We start from the raw sequence: 19,632 nt of genomic DNA on the forward strand, positions 1-19,632 counted from the left end.
CTCATGGCCCTCAGTGAGGAAGAGCGCATCCGCGTCCAGGCGCGGCTCGACGAAGCGCGCGACGCGCTTCACCGGCTCGAGCTTGGGCAGGCGGAGGCGTCGATCGCGTATAATGGCGAGAGCGTCACATACACGCAGACCAACGCCGGATCGCTGCGGAAGTACGTTCGCGATCTGGAGGTCCAGCTCGGCTTTCGCTCGATGGCGCGCGCTCGCAGCCGCGGCGTGGTGTTCGGATGAGCGACATGCAGATCCTCGGCCCTGACGCGCAGCCGCTCGCACCCCATGTGCGCCAGGCAATGAAGGTGCAAGTCGCCCGCAATCGCGCGCTGCGTTCGGGCGGTGCCTATCAGGGCGCCTCCGACGATCATCCGTCCTTTGCAAAGTGGCGGCCCGGTTCATGGTCTGGGCAATCCGCGCTGTCTTGGTCGCGCACCGATCTCGTCGATCGCCTGAACGACGTCGCGCGCAACGATGGTTGGGGTGCCGCAGGCACATCACGACTGGTCGACAACATTATCGGATCCGGCTGGACGCTTGCCGCACGGCCGAACCATGTCTCGCTCGGCATCACCTTCGAGGAGGCCGAGGCGATCTCCGACCAGATCGAGGCTCACTGGCGCGACTTCGCCCACGACGTCGACATGTGGTGCGATGCTGAGCGGACGAAAACAATGGCGGGGCTCCTGGGTCTTGCCGCCCGGCATCGCTACGGCGCCGAGGGCGAGGCCTTCGGCGTTCTCATCTGGCAGGACGCCGCTCCGACGTTCAACACGGCGGTGCACATCATCGATCCCGCGCGCTGCTCCAACCCGAACGCGCGGATGGACGAAGAATTCCTGCGAGACGGCGTGCAGATCGACGGCTACGGAGCGCCGATCGGCTATCATTTCCGACGCTCTCATCCGGGCGAATTCTTTGCCGGAAACACCGGTCTGTGGTCATGGGACTATGTGCCGCGCGAAACCGAGTGGGGCCGCCGCATCGTCATCCACGCCTTCGACCAGAAGCGCGCGGGCATGACGCGCGGTGTATCGGATTGGGCGCCAGTCATTCGCTCGATCAAACAGTCGACCGACTACGAGGACTTCGAGAGCCAGGCAGCGCTTCTCAACGCGGTCATGGCAGCCTTCATCGAGACGCCGTTCGATCCGGAAGAATTTCTCGACGCTATGGGGACCGACGTCTCGCCAGGCGCTGTCGCCAGCCTCTATGGCCAGATGGGCGACGCGCAGAAGGCTTACTATGCAGCGGCCCCGATCGAGATCCCCGGCGTGCGCGTGAACATGCTGCAACCGGGTGAGAAGGCGACGCTGACGAAGCCGGAGCATCCGAATGCGAACTTCGAAGCGTTCGTGAACGCGGCGCTGCGCAAGGTCGCGAGTGCGGTCGGGCTCACCTATGAACAGCTGACGATGGACTGGAGCCAGGTCAACTATTCGTCGGCCCGCGCGGCCCTCCTCGAAATCTGGCGGGGATTCACGTCCAAAAAGCACAGCTTCGCGGCGCAGTTCATGGGGCCGATCTACCGCGCCTATCTCGAGGAACTCTTCGACAAAGGGGTCATTCGCTTGCCGGCCAATGCACCGTCGTTCGAAGCAAACCCGGCCGCCTGGTGCCATGCGGACTGGATTGGACCGGGCCGCGGATGGATCGACCCGCTGCGCGAGGCGCAAGCCGCCCGCGAGCGTGTCGAGGGCGGCCTGACGACCATGCAGCACGAGGCGTCGGAACAGGGCCGGGACTGGAAGATGGATGCACTGCAGCGCGCACGGGAAAAGCGCTTTTACGCATCGATCGGCCTCGAACCGGCGGCGTCGTCACAGGGCTCCGTCCGGCCTGCGACCGAGGAGGCCGATCAGGATACCGAGATCGAAGAGGCCGTGAATGGCCGTCCGAAGAAGGGCGCGCACGGCATACCAACAATCCGGAGACGCGCATGACGAATTTTCCCGAAGTCGCGGGGCGGATGTTCAACACGCCGCTGATGCTGCACCCGGCAAAAGCCGATGTCATTGCCCGGGCGTTCGGTCCGCGCGTGCTGGGGACCGCCGAAATCGAGGTTCGCGGCGGCGAGAGTTTCGGTCTCGTGGGCGATCCGATGGGTGAGTGGGGCGACGACAGCGCGCCCCGCGAGCACAACGGCATCGCGATCATCGAAATCGAGGGATCCCTGATCAACAAGGGCAAGTGGATCGGCAAGTCCTCCGGCCAGACCACATATGAGGGCATCATTTCGCAGGCAGACCGGGTCGAGGAAGACCCGTCAATCCGGGGCGCAATTTTCGAGGTAGACAGTTTCGGTGGCGAGGTCACGGGCGTCTTCGATGCGGCCGAGCGCCTGTTCGAGTTGTCGCAGGTGAAGCCCACGATTGCGGTCCTGACGGATCATGCGTGCTCCGCCGGCTATCTGCTGGCCGCGGCGGCGAGGCAAATCGTTATTCCGACATCCGGGATCTGCGGATCAATCGGCGTCATCTCCATGCATGTCGACATGAGCGCATGGCTCGCGAAGGAAGGCCTGAAGGTCACGATCCTCAAGGCCGGATCGCGCAAGGCCGACCTCAACCCCTACGAGGCTCTCCCCGAAGAGGTGCTCAACCGGGAACTCGCCGAGCTCGAGGAGCTCCGGCAGGAATTTGCAGCGACGGTCGCGCGCTTTCGTGCCGGCCGCCTGTCACTCGAATCCGCTCTCGCGACCGAGGCGGGTGTCTACCGTGGACAAAAGGCGGTCGAGGCAGGCCTCGCCGACGCCGTCGCACGGCCCTCACAGGTTCTCGAAGTCTTCGAGGCCGAACTGAGCCGGTCCGCCGGCTGATCCCCACATCATCGGAGAAGACGATGTCGAAACTGACCCGCAGCACCGCGCTCGCGCAGAGCGTGCTTGCCGCCATTGGCGGCCGCGGCCGAAGCCTTGAAGAGGAGCGGCCGGAAGACAACGAGCCGGAGGAAACGACGGCAGAAGCCGACGACGACACCCCGGAGGCGGAAACGTCGGAAGACGAAAATTCCGCAGAGAGCGAGGAGGATGCGCCGGAGGCGGAAGCGGAGGAAACCGACGAGACCTCGGCGAACACCAGCCGCATCCGCCGCGCCGAACAGAGCCGGATCCGCGCAATCCTCACGCATCCCGCAGCGGCATCCAATCCGGGCCTGGCGTCGGAGCTCGCATTCGGCGCCACGGTCTACTCGGCCAAGTCCGCCGGCGCGCTGCTTGCATCTGCCGGCGGCGGTTCGCGCCTCGCCGACAAGATGCAGGGTCGCAGCCCGCAGCTTGGATCCGGCGGCGGGGCCCCGAAATCCGAAAAGCAGACCGTGCTCGCCGCGGTCGGCAGCACCATCAAGGCCATGCACGGCCGTAACCGCAAGGGAGCTTGATCATGGCGACCGCCACCTTTTCCCCGAATGACCTGCTCGTCTCCGATGTGCCGGTCATCGTCCGCTACATCACGCTTGTCAGCGGCCAGAACCTGCTGCGCGGCGCTGTGCTGGGCAATATCACCACGGGTGACAAGTACACGCTGTCCCTGTCCGCATCGAGCGACGGCAGCCAGACACCGGATCTCGTTCTCGCGATCGACTGTGACGCGAGCGGCGGCGACAAGGTCGTCGCGGCGTATGCCATGGCGGCCTTCGACAGCACCAAACTGATCTACGGAACCGGCCACAACGCCGCCTCCGTCGAGGCGGCCTTCCGCAAGAAGTCCGCACCCCTCTATGTCCGTACGCTGAAGTGACGGGAAAGGACCATCACCATGGCTGACATTCTCCTGAATACGGCGGAACTGATCACGGTTCTGCCGCCGCGCGATCGCCCGGAAGGTTTCCTGCGCGACCGCTATTTTTCGACGACGGTCCTTTCCGACATGGAAGAAATCGTCTTCGATCGCATCGTGCCGGATCGCGAGCTTGCGCCGTTCGTCCACCCGGACATCCCGGGCAAGGACAGCGCGAACCGTGGATTCAAGGCCACGAGCTTCACGCCTGCCTATGTGAAGCCGCAGAACACGCTTCGGCCGCGCGGCAACATGATCCGCATGCCGGGCGAGCGCATCGGTGGCGCGGTTTCTCCCCAGCAGCGCTACGCCTACAACCTGGCGACGATGATCGACGACCAGGACCGGCGCATCACCCGCCGCGAGGAGTTCATGTGCTCGCAGGCGCTGCGCACCGGCCAGGTCGTGGTGGATGGCGAGGACTATCCGACCCAGACCGTCAACTTCGGTCGCGATGCCTCGCTCACCATCGCCCTTACCGGCGGCGACCGCTGGGGTGAAACCGGCGTCGATCCGTATGACGACATCGAGGAGTGGGTTGCGCTCGTCGGCAGCGTTGGCGGCTTCACCGCCCGTGAAGTCCTGCTCGGCCCCGGTGCGGCAGGTCTTCTGAAGCGTTCGGAGCGCTTCATGAAGGTGCTCGACAACCGTCGGCAGGACGGCGGACTGATGCAGCTCGGTCCGGTCTCCACCGGTGCGGAGGCCAGCTATTCGGCCGTCCTCGGCACGATCGGCGAGTTGACCTTCGTGCAGTACTCGCAGCCCTACACGGTCGGCGGTTCCAAGCAGAACTTCTGGCCGAACTTCGGCGTCGGCGTCTTCGATCCGTTCTCGTTCATGGGCCACTTCGCCTATGGCGCGATCCTCGACAACCAGGCCCTCCAGTCGATGGAGCGCTTCCCGGACATGTGGCACGAGCGCAACCCGTCCCGCACCATCGTCCAGACGCAGGCTGCGCCCCTTCCGATCATGCCGGAGCCGGACGCCAGCCTCTTCGCGCTCGTGCGCTAACCCTGGAGATCGTCATGACGAAGAGAACCGAGAAGTTCAACATCGCCGTCAAGTTCGGCGGCGCGATGCTCCTGCCCGGAACGCCGGTTCCGGTCGGCGGCAAGGATGGCCTGGACGACGCCGAAGCCAGGCGGCTGCATGAAGCCTTCGGCATCTGGAACGGCGGCCCCGATGCTAACGAGGGAGCGGAGGACGACGCATCCGCTGCCCTTGCGATCGTCACGGAAGACCGAGACCGCCTTGCCGGTGAGGTCGACCGCCTCACGGCCGAGAACAGCCGCGTAGAAGGCGAGCTCGCCAAGGCGCGCATTGCACCCTCCAATCGCGGCGACCTGGACGCCGAGAAGAAGAAGGTGAAGGTGATCGAGGACGAAAAGAAGGCGCTCGAAACCGAGCTTGCCAGCGCGCGTGAGGACATCGCCACCCTCGCGGAAGAGATCAAGCGCCTGACGGCCGATCTCGACGAAGCAACGAAGGGCAAGTCGTGATCGACCGGCCAGAACGGTTCGCCCGCATGGGCGCGGCGTTCGGCCGGGCCTTCGGCAATGCGGACGGGATATTCCGGATAGACGGCGTCATCGGGAAACCCGTCCGCATCATCGCCCGCAAAATGCGGGTCACGGACTTCGCGGAAGAAAGCGACCAGGACGTGGAAGCCACACTCGACAGCGTCAGTGTGTCCGCCCTCGCCGTGCCGGGTCTGACCAGCCAGCGGGACGCGGTCACCATCGACGGCGTTCTCTACGGCATCCGCAATATCGAGGACGACGGCCGCGCCATGCTGAAACTCACCTTCAGGGAGAAACTGACATGAGAAAGAAAGTCGAAGCGCTCGCCGACATGATCGTCGCGTTGCATGCCGGCGCTGATGGCGATGCACTCGCCGACGCACGCAGGGTTGCCGGCGCGATGGATAATCGACCTTGGGAGCAGCTCCCGGCGCGCCTGAAGAGCGCGATCCGCACCGACATCAAGCGTCTGATCGACAGCGGCGCTGACGCCGCCGCCTTGTCTGCCGTCGGGTACGCATCCCGCATCGTCTATCACGCGCGGCGCGATCTCGGGCTGGTGGGCTGAAAATGGCGCACCTGCGCAGTCAGATTTTTTCGGCGGTGAAAGACGTTCTTTCCGGCGTCGATGAATTCTCCGATCCCGGCAAGGTCGAGCGCGGCCGGACGTCGGCAGTGCGGGAGGATATCCTCCCTGCCCTCACCCTCACATGGGCCGATCGAGCGGAAGGGTCGACCATCCGCCCCTTCGCCACAGAAGCCGGGGCTGATGGATACGACCGCAGTCTGCCGCTCGCCATCGTCGTCCATCTCTCCGATGAGGATCCCGAAGAGGCGTTCGATGCCATTTGCGTGCTCGTCGAGGCGGCGATGGGGCAGGCGATCACGCTCGGCGGCACAGTCATCGAATGCACGCTCGCCAGCGAGCAGTTCTTCGTCAATCGCGATACCGGGCTTCCCTTGCTGGGCGGCTCCATCAACTACCTCGTGACCTACAAGACGGTTGCGGGCGATCCCGAAACAGCCGCGCAATAGGAGGCCATCATGGCACTTGGACGCACCCTTACCATCGGCCGTGAAGGTTCCGGTGGCAACTTCACGCTGGCCTGCATCACGGAGCAACGCACACTCGAGATCAATAATGAGGAAATCGACATTACCAAGCCGGACTGCGCCAACCCCGGCAGCAAGCTTGTGCTGGCGCTGATGTATGGCGTCCAGTCGATCCGCTTCAACGGCCAGACCGCCTTCGTGGACAATGTCACGATGAAGGCCATCTCCGCCGACATCATCAATCAGGTCGTTCACACCTATCAGGTCACCGTGCCCGGCGTGGGTACGTTCGAGGGCGATTGCCTGATCTCCGGCAGTTTCGCTGGCGACAAGCAGGGCGAGATGACCGCAGACCTGCGCTGGGCCTTTACAGGCACCGTCGCTTTCGTGGCGGCCACCTGATGGGGAACGCCTTCGCAAATCCCCTTCGCGGCGAGTCCGCCTGCCGTATCGGTCAGGTCGAGTTTCGCATCGCCGTCACCTTTTCCGGCCTGGTGCGCCTGTCCGAGGCCATCGCCGCCCGCTCGCTTGACGAGATCTACGCCCGGCTTCTTGCCTTCGAGCCGAAGGCCGTGGCCTGCGCCATCCGCTGCCTTGTCGTCGCCGACGATGACGACAAGGCAGCCGGCCTTGCCGCGCGTGTGCTCGACGACGGCAATATTTCCGCCGCCGACGAGGATGCGTGGAAGACGGCGATCGAGCGCGCCCTCACCTCACATGTCGCGGTCGGCCGCGATCATCGCGATGACCGCACCACAACCGACGTGGTGGCCGAGGCTCTCGGGGGAAACGTCGACAGCCCCTCCTGATTGAAAGCCATATCCGGACCCTGTTTCGCGTCGCGGTTTCGCCAGAACGCCTCGCGTGGACCCCGGAGACGTTCTGGCGGTCGACGGCCGCCGAGATGAACATGGCCCTGGAGGGGCTCGCCGGAAACTTCGGCAGTTCGCCTGTCATCAGTCGCGATGAAATCCGCCGCCTCGCCGCCGAATACGGCGAGCGTCCAAGCCTTCGCGCCCATCCGAACGCAACCATCGTTGGAGCAACCCCGTGAGCAGACCCGATATTCCGGTCACGATCAGTGGCGACGAAAAAGGGTTTCGGGCCGCGATGGCCCGCGTCAAAGGCGTCGCCGGCAGCACGGCCAATGATGTCACTGGCGCATTCGCACGCATTAAGTCGGCGGCCGGTGTCCTGCCCTCCTTTTTCGCAGCGGCCGGCATCACGACCGCCGTGACCGCATTGCGAAATGCGGCGGGGTCTATCGCGGCCGTAGGCGACGAAGCCAAGCGGGCCGGCCTGAGCCTGAAAGCATTTCAAGAACTTAAGTTCGTGGCAGAGCAGAATCGTATCGGTGTCGATCAGCTGACCGATGGCATCAAGGAGCTCAACCTTCGCGCCGACGAGTTCGTCACAACCGGCGGCGGTAGCGCGGCCGAAGCGTTCAAGCGACTTGGCCTTAATGCCGATGAACTTAAAGGAAAGCTAAAAGAGCCGTCCGTTCTGTTCGCAGAAATCATCGGGAGGTTGGGGCAACTCGACAAGGCGGCGCAAATCCGCGTGTCAGATGAAATTTTCGGTGGCGCGGCTGGCGAACGATTTGTGGAACTGATTTCCCAAGGAGAAGCCGGAATTCGCAAGACGATCAAGGCGGCAAACGACCTTGGCCTCGTCATGAGCGACGAATTGGTCGCGAAGGCTGCAGAAGTCGACCGGCAATTCAACGTCGTATCGGTAACCGTCAGCACGAAGCTCAAGGGAGCTATCGTTTCCGCGTACACCGTGCTTGCGGGTTTTGTAGACATGCTGAATGCGGTCGACGCGCGCCAGTCGAGCACGCTGGAAATGCAGCTGGCGGACAAGAAAGCGATGCTATTGAAGACCGAGAAATCTTCGGTCGCTCGCTTTGTTGTGGATGGAGCGCATGGACAGGGGATCAAGCAACTCCGGGAAGAAATCACGGAACTGGAGAGACTGGTTGTCGCAAGGAAGAAGGCGAGCGACCAAGAAACGGCTGAGCGGGCGGCGCCGAAGACAGGTCGCCTCAAGTCCCCAAAGGATATCCTGCGTGAGGCGCTCCTTGACGCACAGTTGAAGGATCGATTGTCCGATAAGCCCGGAGCATCCGAGCGCACAACAAAAGGCGGCGCGCGCAGTGCAGAGGCAGACAAAGAGGCCGAAGCCATAAAGAGGGTCGTCGAAGCCCTTCAAGGCGAGATTGAGGTCATCGGTCTTTCCGCCGTGGAGCGTGAAAAGCTCCAGGCGCTGCGCGAAGCCGGCGTCACTGCGGCAAGTAAGGAAGGCCAGCAGATCTCGGCGCTCGTCGAGCAGAAGCACCGCGAACTTGCCGCCGAGGAAGCGCTGATTGATGCCCGCGAACGCGCGCAGGAGGCGGCTGAGAACTTCGGCGCAGTGCTCGACGATCAGCTCGATCGGATTATCGCCGTCACCTTCGAGGCCAAGGATGCGCTCGCCGCGCTCGCAAAGGAGCTGGCGAACGCGGTCACCGGCGGCAAGGGGCTCTTCTCCGGACTGGCCTCGATGCTATTCGGCGGCGGCAGCCTGGCGTCAGACAGTTTCGTGCCGAATACCACGCTTGGCGACGTTCTCGGCTTCGGTGGACCGCGCGCGGCGGGCGGAAGTGTATCACCCGGACGGCTTTACGAGGTCAATGAACGGGAACAGGAATTCTTCGTGCCGAAAGTGCACGGCGACGTCATTCCCGCCAGCAAGCGAGGGGGTGACCCCGTCAACGTGACCTATGCGCCGGTCTATAATTTCACGGGCACGGCCGACGAGATCGTCAAGATCAAGCAGCAGGCCGCCCAGGACCGGGCCGACTTCGAGGGGCGTACGATCGTGGCCGTTCGCAAGGCGCAGCAGCGGCGGATCCTCAAATGACGATCACGTATCCGCTCGATTTCCTCTCGGATTTTCCCGGTTGGTCCACAGAGTTCGAGCTGGTTTATCGCCAGGAACAGTCTCGCACGGCGTCCGGTCAGACCATTGGCAAGGATTTGGGATCCCCGCTGTGGCGAGGGGTTTGGAGCAGTTGCGAGCTGACAGCAAACGAGATCGACACGTGGCGCGCGCGGCTCGAAGCGCTTGAAGGGGTACTTAAGACCTTCCGCGCCTGCCCGAGTTCCAGGTTTCGGCCCATCCTTCATCCGGGATCTTCCGCGCTCCCAACCGGAGCGCTAGCGTCGATAGGAGCGGACCGCAAAAGCATCACAGTCGCCGGGCTTGTCGGGATAATCCTGTCGCCCGGTGACCTGATACAGATTGGAGAGGGTGATCTCCATCGCGTCCTCGAAACCGCCACTGGCAATCCGACGGGCGCTTTCGAGGTCAGACCGCATATCTGGCCAGAGACCGAGGAGGACGCCCTCGTCTCCATCCGCCGGCCGTCCTGCCTGATGTCAATCGTTCCCGGGTCGATCTCGTCGGCTGTTGATCGACGCACAGGGCGTGGAACGATCAGTTTTCAGGGGTTCGAGGCCCGCTAATGCGCAATATCTCTGCTGAAAATCTTGGAGCGCTCGGCTCGCGTCAGCTGGTTCCACGCGATTTCCTATGGATCAATGCGCGTACCATGGACACCGGCGCGCCGGTCTCCGGCGGGTTCTGGTCGGATGTCGGAAACGTCGCTGCAGAAGTCCTTGATCCGACAACCGGCATGGCCGTGATCCGCAATTTTGAGGGCAGTTCGACCCTCATCAGCGTGGGTGCCGTCCCTCTCGTGGCGAACCTCTCGGTGCAGGAGACCCTGATCGAGCTTTCACAGCTTGACCCTTCTGTGGAGTTGATGGTGCGTGGCTACGATCTGCGGCAAGCGGGCGTGGAAGTATATCGCGGCCTTCTCAGCCCCACGAGCCGCCTTCTTGTTGCGCCAGCGCTCTGTCGCTTTGTTGGCTTTATCGACGAGGTCGAGATCGTAACGCCGGACGAAGGTCAGGCAGGGTCGATCAAACTGACCTGCGTCTCGCACACTCAGGAGATGACACGAGCCAACGCCGACACCCGGTCCGACGCGAGCCAGCGTCGGCGCTCCGACACCGACAATTTCTTCCAGGATGTGACGACGATCGGCGAAGTCGAGTTTTTCTGGGGTCGCCGTAGCGGCAAGATCGGGGCGAAGAAGAAATGACCATGGTCGTCAGGCGCGCTGCGCTTTCTGATAAAATCCGCGTCCTCATGATGGCAAAGGCGTTTCACGGTGTTTCCGGGGCGCCATTCCCGTTCTCGGCGCCGCATGCCGATGCCATCTTCTGTGCATCTGTTGAGCAGGCAAATCGCCTCTGCCTCGTTCTCGACGTGAACGGTGTCGCGGAAGGTGTTCTCGTCGCTGAAGCGGGCCAGCACCTCTTCGGCGATTTCTCGTTCGCCAGCGAACTCGTCTGGTGGATCGAGCCGCCCTATCGCGGCCGGATGGCGGCCCGCATGGTGAATGAGTACGAGGTTTGGGCGAAAGCGCAGGGGTGCACGTTCGCGCAACTTGCCGGCCTTGGCGGTAATCCAGCTGTCGGGCGTCTCTATGAGCGCTGCGGCTATACCGCGGCCGAGCGCCACTACCTGAAGTCTCTCTAGGAATAGCGGAACCATTCATGGCAATTTTCTCCGGCATCGCGGCTGCGATCGGCGGCCTGCTCGGTGGCACCTTCCTGTCGGGGGCCGTCGGGTCTTTCTTGATCCGGGCAGCTGTCGGCATCGGCCTGAACCTGCTTGCGAGCGCGTGGGCTGGCCAGCCGGAGAAGCCGAGCTTTTCCATACAGGGTCAGTTGCAGGCCGGCGGCGATGTTTCCCGTTCGTTTATCGTCGGAAGGACCGCGACGGCGGGCTCACTCGTCTACGCCAATACGTGGGGCAAGGCGGGCGACACGCCGAATGCCTACTTCACGCAGGTCATCGCTCTTGCAGACCTCCCGACGCAGGAGTTGGTGCGCCCGTGGGTCAACGGGGAGAAATGCTCGCTGTTGACGGACGATCCTCATGAGGATTTCGGTCTGCCCGTTGCGGAGTACCGGGACGACGGTAAAGACTATCTGTGGATCAAGTTCTACGACGGGACACAAACCGCTGCGGATGATTTCCTCGTCGGCCAGGTCAGCACTGAAGAGCGGCCATACGAGAGCACGCGGGTCGGCGTGGGCGTCAGTTATGTGATCTGCACCGCGCGCATTAACGACGAGCTGTTCACCGGTTTCCCTGCTTATAAATTCGAGGTGCTTGGCACGCGTCTCTATGACGTGACGAAGGATAGCACCGCAGGGGGTAGCGGGCCGCATCGCGCAGCCGATCCGACGACGTGGGGCGGGGACGGTGATGAACTGCCCGGCGTCCAGATCCACAATCTGCTGCTTGGTCTTCGCTTTGGGTCTGAATGGTTCTACGGCCTGCAGGGCGTTTCGCCGGTGCGAATGCCGGCGGCGAACTGGCGCGGGCAGATCAATAAGTGCCGCGCGGCCGTGGATAAGCCAGGCGGCGGAACGGAACGACAGTACCTTTCCGGTATAGAGATACAGGTCAATGCCCCTGTCGCGGACGCTGTAGAGGCATTTTTGAGCGCGTGCCAAGGTCGCCTGATCGACAGTGGCGGCGTGTACACCCTGCGCGTCGGTTCGCCCGATGACGCGGTGTTCGCGTTTTCCGATGGCGACATACTGTCCACCGAGGCGCAATCGTTCTCACCGTTCTTTGGCCTCGCGGATACTGTGAACGGCATCAGCGCGAGCTATCCCGAGCCGGCAGAAGGTTGGAACGCGAAAGCGGCGCCGACCCTTCTGCGGCCTGATCTCGAAGCCCGCGACGGCAACCGCCGCCTGCTCGCGAATGTCCAGCTCGGCGCGGTTCGACGCGCAAGCCAGGTTCAGCGCTTGATCAAATCGGCGCTTGAAGAAGCCCGTCGGGCGCGGCGCCATACCCTCGTGCTCGGCCCGGCCGCTTGGGTGCTGGAGCCGGGCGACGTCGTCGCGTGGACCTCAACGCGCAACGGCTATGACGCAAAGCTGATGCGTGTCGACGGCGTCGTCGACAAGCCAAACCTCGACGTCATCCTCGACCTGACCGAAGTCGATCCGAGCGATTACGACTGGAACCCGTCCACCGACTACGTCGCACCGACATTTGGCTTCCTAGGCCCCGTGCGGCCGACGCCGCAGGTTATCGTGGACTGGTTTGCGAGCCCCGCGACAATCAACGATGCAGGCGGCAATGCGCGCCGTCCGGCGATCAAGCTCGGGTGGAATGGCGCCGTTGACGATGTGGAGGCAGTCCTTTTTCAGGTTCGCCTCGCCGAGACGCAAGAAGTCGTCTATCGGGGGCGTACCGACGATGTCGCTGCTGGCGTAATCCTGCTCAGTCAGAACCTCCTGCCGGCGTCTGCCTATGAGGCGCGGGGCCGGTACGCACCGAACGGCAAGCGGAAAACACTTTGGTCGAACTGGCTTGCGGTCACGACGCCGGACACCCGGCTGACAGATGGTGACGTTTATCTGCCGGGCCTTCTTGAAGACATCGAGGAACGCTTTCAGGACTTCGACGACTTCATCGGCGCCGAGGTCGATGATCTGGAAAACCAGATCGAGGCGGAAACCGACGCCCGCGTCACGCAAATCGTGCAGGAGCAGGAAGCGCGGATTGCAGACGCACATCATCTGGCCGGCACGTACCGCGCGCTTATCAACGAAGTGGGTGCCGTCCGCGATCTGCTGACGAACGCGACCTTTGACAGCTATCAGCATGTCGAGCAGGTGCGCACGCTCCTCGCGACCCGCGTCAATGACGTCTATGCCGAATTCGACCAAAGAATCATCATCGCCACTGGTGACAGCAGCGGCCTGGTGCAGCGCCTCACGCGGCTGGAGACGGGCAACGCGGATCTTACCGCCCTTGTTGGACAGGTCGATACCGCCTCAGTGAACGGGCTGAATGCGCTCGCCCAGCAGATCAGCCTTCTCAGCGCCGGCACCAACAACCAGTTCGACCCCGCGCAGCTCTGGAATTTCGTCTCAACGATCGAAGGATGGACAGGCAACGGGACGCCGACTTTCGACGCTTCCGGCGCGCTGCGGCCGGCTGATCAGGCAGCCACGCCCTATGTCATCTCGCCGACGGCGCTTGCCGTGCAGGCGACGGCATACCGGCAGGTGCGCGCCCGCATCCGCAAGGTCGGCACGCCGACATGGGCGGGTTATGCCTGGTGGAAAACGACCAGCGACACGACATGGGATACCGCGCGCCGCTCGACAATCTCGGAGCCTTCCTATGACACCAACGGGTATGGTTTGCTCACCTGGCAAATGGACTGGGCTGGCACGATCGATTCCATCCGCGTTGAATTGTCAGCCGCCCAGACGTCGACCAACTACTTTCTGATCGACTGGATTGGTGTCGGCAGCCCGTCGCCGGGCGCATCTCGTGCTGAGCTGCTGGCTGAACGGACGGCGCGCATTGCGGCGGATAGCGCGCAGACGACGAACATCACGGCCCTCCAGGCGGCGATCGGCAGCCCGACTACCGGGCTCGGTGCCCTCTCGACCGCTGTCACTGCAATGGATGCGCGCGTTGATCTCCTCGAGGATGGCATCGCCGCGCATGGCGTGATCCTGGACAGCCTCGAAACCGAGATCACCGGCAAGGCGTCGATCGAAAGCGTCCAGTTGCTGCAAAATGACATCGATGCCCTCGACGCCGGCGGTATCTCCAGCATCGGCGGCGCGGTGACCTCGATCCGCAACCAACTGCTGCCTATGGCGTCACAACTGATGGAGCAGGGTTTCCAGAACTTCCTCGCGAATATGGAAAACAAGCGCATCACGGCGGATGTCGCGCAGTCGCTAACCACGCGCATCGAACAGACGAACGACAATCTGCTGGTCGTCAGCACGGCGCTGACGAAGACGCAGGCGGAAATTCCCGACCTTGCCAAGGCAACCGCCGTGCAGGCGCTCGACAGCCGATTGACAGCCAACGAAGTGCTCACCGCAGCAGCCGGAACGGCACTGACGCAGGTGAAGGCGGAACTTGGCTGGGATGAAGGCGCCGCGAGCGGATCGCGCGCGACGGCGCTCAACATCCTCGAAGCCGATGTCGCGGCGTCCTACGGTCTCGCCTCGGCGAAGAACAAGGTCTATCGCCAGAACACCGCGCCCGCCGGCACCACGGCCGTGCCGCTCGTTGCGGGCGATCTCTGGGTCGACACGGCGAACGACAATCTGACGAAACGCTGGAGCGGGTCGGCGTGGATCGACGTGACGGACGCGCGCGTGACGGCATCGGCCGCATCGATCACATCCATCAAATCCGAACTGGGCTGGGACGATGCGCAGCCAAGCGGCGGCAAGGCCACCGGCCTGTCGGTCATTCGCACCAACGTCGACACCGTCGTCGCGTTGGCGGACGCCAAAAACAGGATCTTCCGCCAGAGCGCCGCGCCGACAGGCACCACGGCAATCCCGCTCCGTGCCGGCGATGTCTGGTTCGATACCGCCAACGATAACCGTCCGAAGCGCTGGAGCGGATCGGCATGGGTTGACGTATCCGATGCCCGCGTCCAGGCGACAGCCGAACTGGTGCAAAGCATTTCCGCCACGGTGGATGACAACTCGGCGAATGCGCGCTTCCGCATGGCAACCGTCACAGGTCCGACCGGTTACGCGCGCATCGCGGCACGGGTGAAATACTCGGCATCCGGGGTGGAGAGATCCGCCGGTTGGTATGTCGACGTTCCGAGCAACACTGATCTCGACAGTGTGTTTTTGGTCGAGGCTGACCAGTTCGCCATTCGCAACGGCAGTGCCAAGGACAAACCGTTTATCGTCCAGGGCGGCGAGGTCATCATGAATGTTGCGAATATCGGCACTGTCAATGCAGGCGTGATGCAGAGCCTCAACGGCAAAATGCGGATCGATCTCAACGCCGGTACGATCAGGATTTCGTCATGACGGAAACACTCATCGGCTTCGATAGTACCGGCGTGGCGTGCGTCAAGATCACGAAGGGCACCTATGACCCGATCACGACGAGCGACGCCCGGCGGGAGCGGTTCTATTTCAGTTCGAAGTGGGCGAACCAGCTGACGACGCCAGAGATCGTTGACTGCCCATTCGTTGCCAATTCTGGAGGGAATGACCGCGTTGTCAGGACCCCGGCCGGATCGAACAATTCCACATTCGGTATCATGCGGGTCGACGGCCCGTCGAGCACGGGTAGCTCTGCCTACACGATCCGTGGGCCGGTGCAGTTTCCGCAAATTCGATACAACATGCCGGTGTTCGATCTCATTCCGATCTGGAGCGCAAACGGTAGATATCGCGGCGTCGACATGACGGAGCGATCGTTTGGTGCCGAATACGGCCCGGCTGGCGTGCTGGGTGGATACAACGGGACGGGCGATCAGGGCACGTGGGCTCGGCGCTTCGAAACCTTCGATGCAAGCTCTGCCTTCAACGTCGACTATGGCATGCGCTTCTTTTCGACGTCCTACAACTCGAACGCCAATGGCTCCGGCTATGACCAGGTTCTGATCGTGTACAACCTTCCAGGAAACAACACCGATCTCGATGGCGACCCGTCTCCGCCCAGCTCTGCGGGGAAAGAGACCGTCTTGATCTCCTCGACGCAATGCAAGGTCGCCAAACCTGGTTATGACGTGAACGTCGCCACGCCATCGCAATTGGCGTTCGACGCGACGGGGCGGCCTTTGAATGTCGTCGCCGCGGCCGATATCGCAATCCCGGTTGGTTCTTCGTCCTACGATACGGGGGTCACGCTGCCAGCGCTCACCGCCATCGACATGTCCTGCTACGACAGTTCGGACATCTACTATCCAATGAAGCTTTCGGACGGCAATTCGAACTACGGGGTGGAATACTGGACCGACGGTTCGTTGGTCCGGTTCAACAACACGAAGAAAGCCTGCCGAGCGCGCTTTATTGTTTATGGCTACGACCCGCGCGGGCCGTCGTCGGGCGTAAACGACGTTCTGAAGCAGTTCACGGCCGATGGTGAGAACGTCATGCAGCTGTTGCGACCGGGGGCAGCTAACCCGCCACGGTTCAGCGACATCATCATCGATACCCGCCGGCCGGTCATTCAGATCCTGGCGGACGGCTACTTTGACGTTCCGAACCACTCGGGAAGCCTGACCACGCCGACGGCCACGACGGTGGAGTATGACGCGGCCGGGTTCTTCCCCTACGTCAAATACATGACGGTGCACGGCTCCGGTCTTACTGAGGAGGTGCGGGCTCCGCGCGTGAACAGGCGATTTCAGAATAGCCTGTCGGACGGCGGCCTCTCCGGCGACGGGTCGTACTGCAAATACAATCAGACGCAGGCGACCTTCTACACGGCCAAGGGGCGCCCCCGGTACACCTTCTATCGATCGTCCGGCGGCGGCTCGATCGTCAACCAAATGGACGAAAAGCCGATGGTCGGCATCCGCTGGTTCGTTCTCGGTATCCCCCTTCCGTAGCTCTGGAGATTTCCATGTCCCAAATCAACATCCATCCTGCCGTGGCACGGCAGGAGGACGCGGCGCTTATTGCCCATTACCAAAACCGAAACCTGCTTCTCGCCCAGATGGTCGCAGAACAGAAAGCCGTCATCGACGACATGGCGGAGGAGCGCGCGGCTCTCGCATCGCGGCTGGATGAACTCCAGGGCCGGATAGAAGCCTTTGGCCCGGCAGCCGATATCGAGCCGCCGCCTGCCGAGAGCCGGCAGGAGGATTGATCCATGGCGCTTCCAACGAGTTACAACACGGGTACCGCTTCGGTCACGGCGAACGATACGGCAGTGACCGGACAGGGCACGAGCTGGCTGACGGGCGGCGTCCAGGCTGGCGATCTCTTCGTCGCCGCTGGCTTGCAGGCCGAGATCCTGTCCGTCAACAGCAACACCAGCATCACCCTCGCGGAGGCGTGGCCTGGCGCAACGCGCGCCACCGCCGCCTACCGCATACGCTTCACACCGGACGCCGTCCGCGGCCTGACGGCGATGAATGCCGTCTTGTCGAGCATCACGAACGGCCTTCTCTATGCGTTCTCGCAGCTCGCGTCGGCGGCCAACAAGATCGGCTATTTCACCGGCGCCGGGACGATGGCGCTCGCCGATTTCACGGCCCATGCGCGCGCCTTTACCGCGCTGTCGGGCGGCGCTGGAAAGTTCTTTCGCTCCACCGGTGCCAACACCGGCGTCATGCAGGACATCCTTGGCACTGTCGCGCAGTCCAGCGGCATCCCGTCTGGGGCACTGGTCGAGCGCGGGACCAACGCCAATGGCGAGTACGTCCGCTTTGCCGACGGCACGCAGATCTGCTGGCTGCGTAACGTCACGGTCACGGCCGGCTCGGCTTTCACGTGGACCTATCCGGCGTCGTTCTTCAGCGCGGCGACAACGTCGCTGTCTGTCGTGTCGAGCTCTACGGGCGCGGCCCGCGTCGCAGGCGGTCTGCCGGCGGCATCGAGCGCGGCGATCAACCTTTGGACAAGCAGCACTGGCGCCGAGGTGTCGGGCGGCGTGAACCTGGTCGCGGTAGGAAGGTGGTTCGTGTGATGCAGATTGTGTTTTCCCCGCAAAGATCCGATCAGCCGCTCATAGTCGTAAAGGCCGGCGACAGCCTGACGATCAACGGCGAGGTCTTCGACTTCACGAGCTTGCCCGACGGCGCCGAAATCCCGGCCGGCGGGGTTCCTTGCGAATGGATTGTCGGGCCGGTGCAGCGTATCGACGGCAAGATCAATCTGACGCTCCTGTTTCCACACGGGCCAAACCCCTCTCTCGCCGTCGCCTTCCCGGAAGCGATCGACGATGCGCAGGACGGCCCCATCACACTGCCAGGCGGCGAGGTCAGTCATGTGGGCGCCTGATCCGAACATGATCATCACCGCCGAAATGAAGGCAACGGCGGCAACCGCTGCACTTATCGCCATCTACGAGGAGGCCATCCAGGCCGTCGTGGATGCCAAGCCCCGCGAGCGCGCCTTCCGTGACGGCGTCACGCTCGCCTCCTATGCGCTGTCGACGATTCCCGCATGGCAGGCGCAGGCTCAAGCGTTCATCGCGTGGCGCGATCAGGTGTGGGCCTTCACTTATGTCGAACTGGCAAAGGTTCAGGCTGGTGAGCGTGCGCGCCCGACTGTCGAAGCCTTCGTCGCAGAACTCCCGACACTGACCTGGCCGGACTGAAGGCCGAAACCTCAAGAGGAAATCCCATGATCGATATGAAGCAGGTGCAGGAGCGCCTGAGCGCGCTCGGCTATTATCTTGGGCCGACCGGCGCCGACGGTATCCCCGGGCGTAATACCACCAAGGCCATCGCTAACTTCCAGACCGACAGGGGGCTCGACATCAAGAACCCCGGCTCGGTCGGACCGAAAACGCTCGCGGCGCTAGGCCTGTCCGAAACCGCAACCGTCATCCCGCCGTGGATCGAACTTGCGCAGCGCAAGATGGGGCTGCACGAGGTCCGCGACAACAAGGAACTGAAAGTGTTCCTGAAGAGCGACGGGCACGCGCTGGGCGATCCCGCCAAGCTGCCCTGGTGTGGCGATTTTGTCGAGACGTGCATTGCCGTTGCCCTGCCGAACGAGGCGATGATCGCCAATCCCTATTGGGCACTGAACTGGCTGAAGTTCGGGCGGGACGTACCGAAGGACAAGCCCGTCCTTGGCGCGATCGGCGCGGCCGAGCGCAACGGCGGCGGCCATGTCTTCTTCGTCGTCGGCCACGACAAGGACAATTATCACGCGCTGGGCGGCAACCAGTCCAATAGCGTCAGCATCGTCAAGATGCCCAAGAGCCGGGTGAAGGGCCTGCGCTACCCGCGCACCTTCACCATGCCGGCCAAGCCGCTCGCCTTAAGCACTTTCAACGGCAAGATTTCCACCAACGAGGCATGAAAGGATCTCCCATGCTCGACAAGCTTCTCTCTCCGCTGACGACGGCCTCGTCGATCGGCGTCACCATCCGCTACCTTACGACTATCATCGGCTCCATCATCGCGATCCTCGGCGTTCTCGGCTGGCTGACGCCGGAGCAGTCCGAAGCGCTGACTAAGCAGGTACCGGAACTGCTCGCCGCCATCGGCGCGCTGGCCGCCGCGATCATCCCGCTCTACGCGATCTGGACAAAGTCGAGTTCCGATAAGGCGGCCGCCGCCGCCAAGGCGATCGACAAGGAAATCCCGCCGTCAGCGCCGGTGGTGATCCAGACGCCGGGCGCTGCGCCGGATATCCGTATCGCGCCAAAGTAAAGCGGTTCACACGATTTTGGACGTCGCC

Annotated in this window: 25 protein-coding genes; all 25 read left to right on the forward strand. The window is 63.1% G+C overall.

Annotation, left to right across the window (positions count from 1 at the left end):
- Window positions 1-3: 3 nt before the first annotated feature.
- The 25 genes from gpW to ACOZKU_RS24815 are packed head-to-tail and all read left to right on the forward strand — an operon-like array spanning window position 4 to window position 19,604.
- A complete protein-coding gene (gpW, locus tag ACOZKU_RS24695; protein ID WP_421581122.1) occupies window positions 4-240 on the forward strand; it encodes a gpW family head-tail joining protein in 237 nt (78 codons plus the stop codon).
- Entirely contained in the window at window positions 237-1,943 is a 1,707-nt protein-coding gene (locus tag ACOZKU_RS24700; RefSeq protein ID WP_421581123.1) for a phage portal protein, read from the forward strand. Before gpW ends, ACOZKU_RS24700 begins: the two co-directional genes overlap by 4 nt.
- Entirely contained in the window at window positions 1,940-2,818 is an 879-nt protein-coding gene (locus ACOZKU_RS24705; protein ID WP_421581124.1) for a S49 family peptidase, read from the forward strand. The genes ACOZKU_RS24700 and ACOZKU_RS24705 overlap by 4 nt, the downstream gene beginning before the upstream one ends.
- Before the next feature lie 23 nt (window positions 2,819-2,841).
- Window positions 2,842-3,378 carry a hypothetical protein gene (locus ACOZKU_RS24710; protein WP_421581125.1) on the forward strand — a complete coding sequence of 179 codons (537 nt, stop codon included), beginning with the start codon at window positions 2,842-2,844 and terminating at the stop codon, window positions 3,376-3,378.
- Window positions 3,379-3,380: 2 nt separating this feature from the next.
- Entirely contained in the window at window positions 3,381-3,737 is a 357-nt protein-coding gene (locus ACOZKU_RS24715) for a head decoration protein (protein ID WP_421581126.1), read from the forward strand.
- A gap of 18 nt (window positions 3,738-3,755) precedes the next feature.
- Window positions 3,756-4,787: a major capsid protein gene (locus ACOZKU_RS24720; protein ID WP_421581127.1), complete on the forward strand. Its 1,032-nt coding sequence runs from the start codon at window positions 3,756-3,758 to the stop codon at window positions 4,785-4,787.
- Window positions 4,788-4,801: 14 nt separating this feature from the next.
- The gene (locus ACOZKU_RS24725; RefSeq protein WP_421581128.1) at window positions 4,802-5,275 is read left to right on the forward strand and encodes a hypothetical protein; all 474 of its coding nucleotides are present in this window, start codon (window positions 4,802-4,804) and stop codon (window positions 5,273-5,275) included.
- Complete coding sequence (locus tag ACOZKU_RS24730) at window positions 5,272-5,601, forward strand: head-tail joining protein (RefSeq protein ID WP_421581129.1); 330 nt, start codon at window positions 5,272-5,274, stop codon at window positions 5,599-5,601. Before ACOZKU_RS24725 ends, ACOZKU_RS24730 begins: the two co-directional genes overlap by 4 nt.
- Window positions 5,598-5,864, forward strand: coding sequence for a hypothetical protein (locus ACOZKU_RS24735; protein ID WP_421581130.1), 267 nt, complete (start codon window positions 5,598-5,600; stop codon window positions 5,862-5,864). The genes ACOZKU_RS24730 and ACOZKU_RS24735 overlap by 4 nt, the downstream gene beginning before the upstream one ends.
- A gap of 2 nt (window positions 5,865-5,866) precedes the next feature.
- Window positions 5,867-6,331, forward strand: coding sequence for a hypothetical protein (locus ACOZKU_RS24740; protein ID WP_421581131.1), 465 nt, complete (start codon window positions 5,867-5,869; stop codon window positions 6,329-6,331).
- 9 nt (window positions 6,332-6,340) lie between these two features.
- Window positions 6,341-6,751 (forward strand): phage tail tube protein, encoded by a 411-nt coding sequence (locus tag ACOZKU_RS24745; RefSeq protein ID WP_421581132.1) that lies wholly within the window; start codon window positions 6,341-6,343, stop codon window positions 6,749-6,751.
- Window positions 6,751-7,158: a hypothetical protein gene (locus tag ACOZKU_RS24750; RefSeq protein ID WP_421581133.1), complete on the forward strand. Its 408-nt coding sequence runs from the start codon at window positions 6,751-6,753 to the stop codon at window positions 7,156-7,158. Before ACOZKU_RS24745 ends, ACOZKU_RS24750 begins: the two co-directional genes overlap by 1 nt.
- A gap of 20 nt (window positions 7,159-7,178) precedes the next feature.
- On the forward strand, window positions 7,179-7,403 hold the full coding sequence (locus tag ACOZKU_RS24755) for a phage tail assembly chaperone (RefSeq protein ID WP_421581192.1): 225 nt from the start codon (window positions 7,179-7,181) through the stop codon (window positions 7,401-7,403).
- Complete coding sequence (locus ACOZKU_RS24760) at window positions 7,400-9,250, forward strand: tail tape measure protein (RefSeq protein ID WP_421581134.1); 1,851 nt, start codon at window positions 7,400-7,402, stop codon at window positions 9,248-9,250. The genes ACOZKU_RS24755 and ACOZKU_RS24760 overlap by 4 nt, the downstream gene beginning before the upstream one ends.
- The gene (locus ACOZKU_RS24765; protein WP_421581135.1) at window positions 9,247-9,855 is read left to right on the forward strand and encodes a hypothetical protein; all 609 of its coding nucleotides are present in this window, start codon (window positions 9,247-9,249) and stop codon (window positions 9,853-9,855) included. The genes ACOZKU_RS24760 and ACOZKU_RS24765 overlap by 4 nt, the downstream gene beginning before the upstream one ends.
- Window positions 9,855-10,496 carry a hypothetical protein gene (locus ACOZKU_RS24770; protein ID WP_421581136.1) on the forward strand — a complete coding sequence of 214 codons (642 nt, stop codon included), beginning with the start codon at window positions 9,855-9,857 and terminating at the stop codon, window positions 10,494-10,496. The genes ACOZKU_RS24765 and ACOZKU_RS24770 overlap by 1 nt, the downstream gene beginning before the upstream one ends.
- Complete coding sequence (locus tag ACOZKU_RS24775; protein WP_421581137.1) at window positions 10,493-10,936, forward strand: GNAT family N-acetyltransferase; 444 nt, start codon at window positions 10,493-10,495, stop codon at window positions 10,934-10,936. The genes ACOZKU_RS24770 and ACOZKU_RS24775 overlap by 4 nt, the downstream gene beginning before the upstream one ends.
- 17 nt (window positions 10,937-10,953) lie before the next feature.
- On the forward strand, window positions 10,954-15,291 hold the full coding sequence (locus tag ACOZKU_RS24780) for a phage tail protein (RefSeq protein WP_421581138.1): 4,338 nt from the start codon (window positions 10,954-10,956) through the stop codon (window positions 15,289-15,291).
- Window positions 15,288-16,823 carry a hypothetical protein gene (locus ACOZKU_RS24785; protein WP_421581139.1) on the forward strand — a complete coding sequence of 512 codons (1,536 nt, stop codon included), beginning with the start codon at window positions 15,288-15,290 and terminating at the stop codon, window positions 16,821-16,823. The genes ACOZKU_RS24780 and ACOZKU_RS24785 overlap by 4 nt, the downstream gene beginning before the upstream one ends.
- Window positions 16,824-16,837: 14 nt before the next feature.
- Window positions 16,838-17,083 carry a hypothetical protein gene (locus ACOZKU_RS24790; protein ID WP_421581140.1) on the forward strand — a complete coding sequence of 82 codons (246 nt, stop codon included), beginning with the start codon at window positions 16,838-16,840 and terminating at the stop codon, window positions 17,081-17,083.
- 3 nt (window positions 17,084-17,086) lie between these two features.
- A complete protein-coding gene (locus ACOZKU_RS24795; RefSeq protein ID WP_421581141.1) occupies window positions 17,087-17,905 on the forward strand; it encodes a hypothetical protein in 819 nt (272 codons plus the stop codon).
- Window positions 17,905-18,219 (forward strand): hypothetical protein, encoded by a 315-nt coding sequence (locus ACOZKU_RS24800; RefSeq protein ID WP_421581142.1) that lies wholly within the window; start codon window positions 17,905-17,907, stop codon window positions 18,217-18,219. The genes ACOZKU_RS24795 and ACOZKU_RS24800 overlap by 1 nt, the downstream gene beginning before the upstream one ends.
- A 7-nt stretch (window positions 18,220-18,226) precedes the next feature.
- Window positions 18,227-18,538 carry a hypothetical protein gene (locus ACOZKU_RS24805; protein ID WP_421581143.1) on the forward strand — a complete coding sequence of 104 codons (312 nt, stop codon included), beginning with the start codon at window positions 18,227-18,229 and terminating at the stop codon, window positions 18,536-18,538.
- Window positions 18,539-18,564: 26 nt separating this feature from the next.
- Window positions 18,565-19,251 carry a TIGR02594 family protein gene (locus tag ACOZKU_RS24810; RefSeq protein WP_421581144.1) on the forward strand — a complete coding sequence of 229 codons (687 nt, stop codon included), beginning with the start codon at window positions 18,565-18,567 and terminating at the stop codon, window positions 19,249-19,251.
- A gap of 11 nt (window positions 19,252-19,262) precedes the next feature.
- Complete coding sequence (locus ACOZKU_RS24815; protein WP_421581145.1) at window positions 19,263-19,604, forward strand: hypothetical protein; 342 nt, start codon at window positions 19,263-19,265, stop codon at window positions 19,602-19,604.
- Window positions 19,605-19,632: the final 28 nt, after the last annotated feature.

Source organism: Shinella sp. M31, from assembly GCF_049199205.1.
Taxonomy (GTDB): domain Bacteria; phylum Pseudomonadota; class Alphaproteobacteria; order Rhizobiales; family Rhizobiaceae; genus Shinella.

What these genes read in the sequence shown, in the direction of transcription:
- ACOZKU_RS24800 (WP_421581142.1), top strand. Translation starts at nt 17,905, where the DNA reads ATGCAGATTGTGTTTTCCCCGCAAAGATCCGATCAGCCGCTCATAGTC.
- ACOZKU_RS24765 (WP_421581135.1), top strand. Translation starts at nt 9,247, where the DNA reads ATGACGATCACGTATCCGCTCGATTTCCTCTCGGATTTTCCCGGTTGG.
- ACOZKU_RS24805 (WP_421581143.1), top strand. Translation starts at nt 18,227, where the DNA reads ATGATCATCACCGCCGAAATGAAGGCAACGGCGGCAACCGCTGCACTT.
- ACOZKU_RS24745 (WP_421581132.1), top strand. Translation starts at nt 6,341, where the DNA reads ATGGCACTTGGACGCACCCTTACCATCGGCCGTGAAGGTTCCGGTGGC.
- ACOZKU_RS24735 (WP_421581130.1), top strand. Translation starts at nt 5,598, where the DNA reads ATGAGAAAGAAAGTCGAAGCGCTCGCCGACATGATCGTCGCGTTGCAT.
- ACOZKU_RS24770 (WP_421581136.1), top strand. Translation starts at nt 9,855, where the DNA reads ATGCGCAATATCTCTGCTGAAAATCTTGGAGCGCTCGGCTCGCGTCAG.
- ACOZKU_RS24705 (WP_421581124.1), top strand. Translation starts at nt 1,940, where the DNA reads ATGACGAATTTTCCCGAAGTCGCGGGGCGGATGTTCAACACGCCGCTG.
- ACOZKU_RS24725 (WP_421581128.1), top strand. Translation starts at nt 4,802, where the DNA reads ATGACGAAGAGAACCGAGAAGTTCAACATCGCCGTCAAGTTCGGCGGC.
- ACOZKU_RS24715 (WP_421581126.1), top strand. Translation starts at nt 3,381, where the DNA reads ATGGCGACCGCCACCTTTTCCCCGAATGACCTGCTCGTCTCCGATGTG.
- ACOZKU_RS24780 (WP_421581138.1), top strand. Translation starts at nt 10,954, where the DNA reads ATGGCAATTTTCTCCGGCATCGCGGCTGCGATCGGCGGCCTGCTCGGT.
- ACOZKU_RS24710 (WP_421581125.1), top strand. Translation starts at nt 2,842, where the DNA reads ATGTCGAAACTGACCCGCAGCACCGCGCTCGCGCAGAGCGTGCTTGCC.
- ACOZKU_RS24815 (WP_421581145.1), top strand. Translation starts at nt 19,263, where the DNA reads ATGCTCGACAAGCTTCTCTCTCCGCTGACGACGGCCTCGTCGATCGGC.
- ACOZKU_RS24775 (WP_421581137.1), top strand. Translation starts at nt 10,493, where the DNA reads ATGACCATGGTCGTCAGGCGCGCTGCGCTTTCTGATAAAATCCGCGTC.
- ACOZKU_RS24700 (WP_421581123.1), top strand. Translation starts at nt 237, where the DNA reads ATGAGCGACATGCAGATCCTCGGCCCTGACGCGCAGCCGCTCGCACCC.
- ACOZKU_RS24790 (WP_421581140.1), top strand. Translation starts at nt 16,838, where the DNA reads ATGTCCCAAATCAACATCCATCCTGCCGTGGCACGGCAGGAGGACGCG.
- ACOZKU_RS24740 (WP_421581131.1), top strand. Translation starts at nt 5,867, where the DNA reads ATGGCGCACCTGCGCAGTCAGATTTTTTCGGCGGTGAAAGACGTTCTT.
- ACOZKU_RS24750 (WP_421581133.1), top strand. Translation starts at nt 6,751, where the DNA reads ATGGGGAACGCCTTCGCAAATCCCCTTCGCGGCGAGTCCGCCTGCCGT.
- ACOZKU_RS24810 (WP_421581144.1), top strand. Translation starts at nt 18,565, where the DNA reads ATGATCGATATGAAGCAGGTGCAGGAGCGCCTGAGCGCGCTCGGCTAT.
- ACOZKU_RS24785 (WP_421581139.1), top strand. Translation starts at nt 15,288, where the DNA reads ATGACGGAAACACTCATCGGCTTCGATAGTACCGGCGTGGCGTGCGTC.
- ACOZKU_RS24795 (WP_421581141.1), top strand. Translation starts at nt 17,087, where the DNA reads ATGGCGCTTCCAACGAGTTACAACACGGGTACCGCTTCGGTCACGGCG.
- ACOZKU_RS24720 (WP_421581127.1), top strand. Translation starts at nt 3,756, where the DNA reads ATGGCTGACATTCTCCTGAATACGGCGGAACTGATCACGGTTCTGCCG.
- gpW (WP_421581122.1), top strand. Translation starts at nt 4, where the DNA reads ATGGCCCTCAGTGAGGAAGAGCGCATCCGCGTCCAGGCGCGGCTCGAC.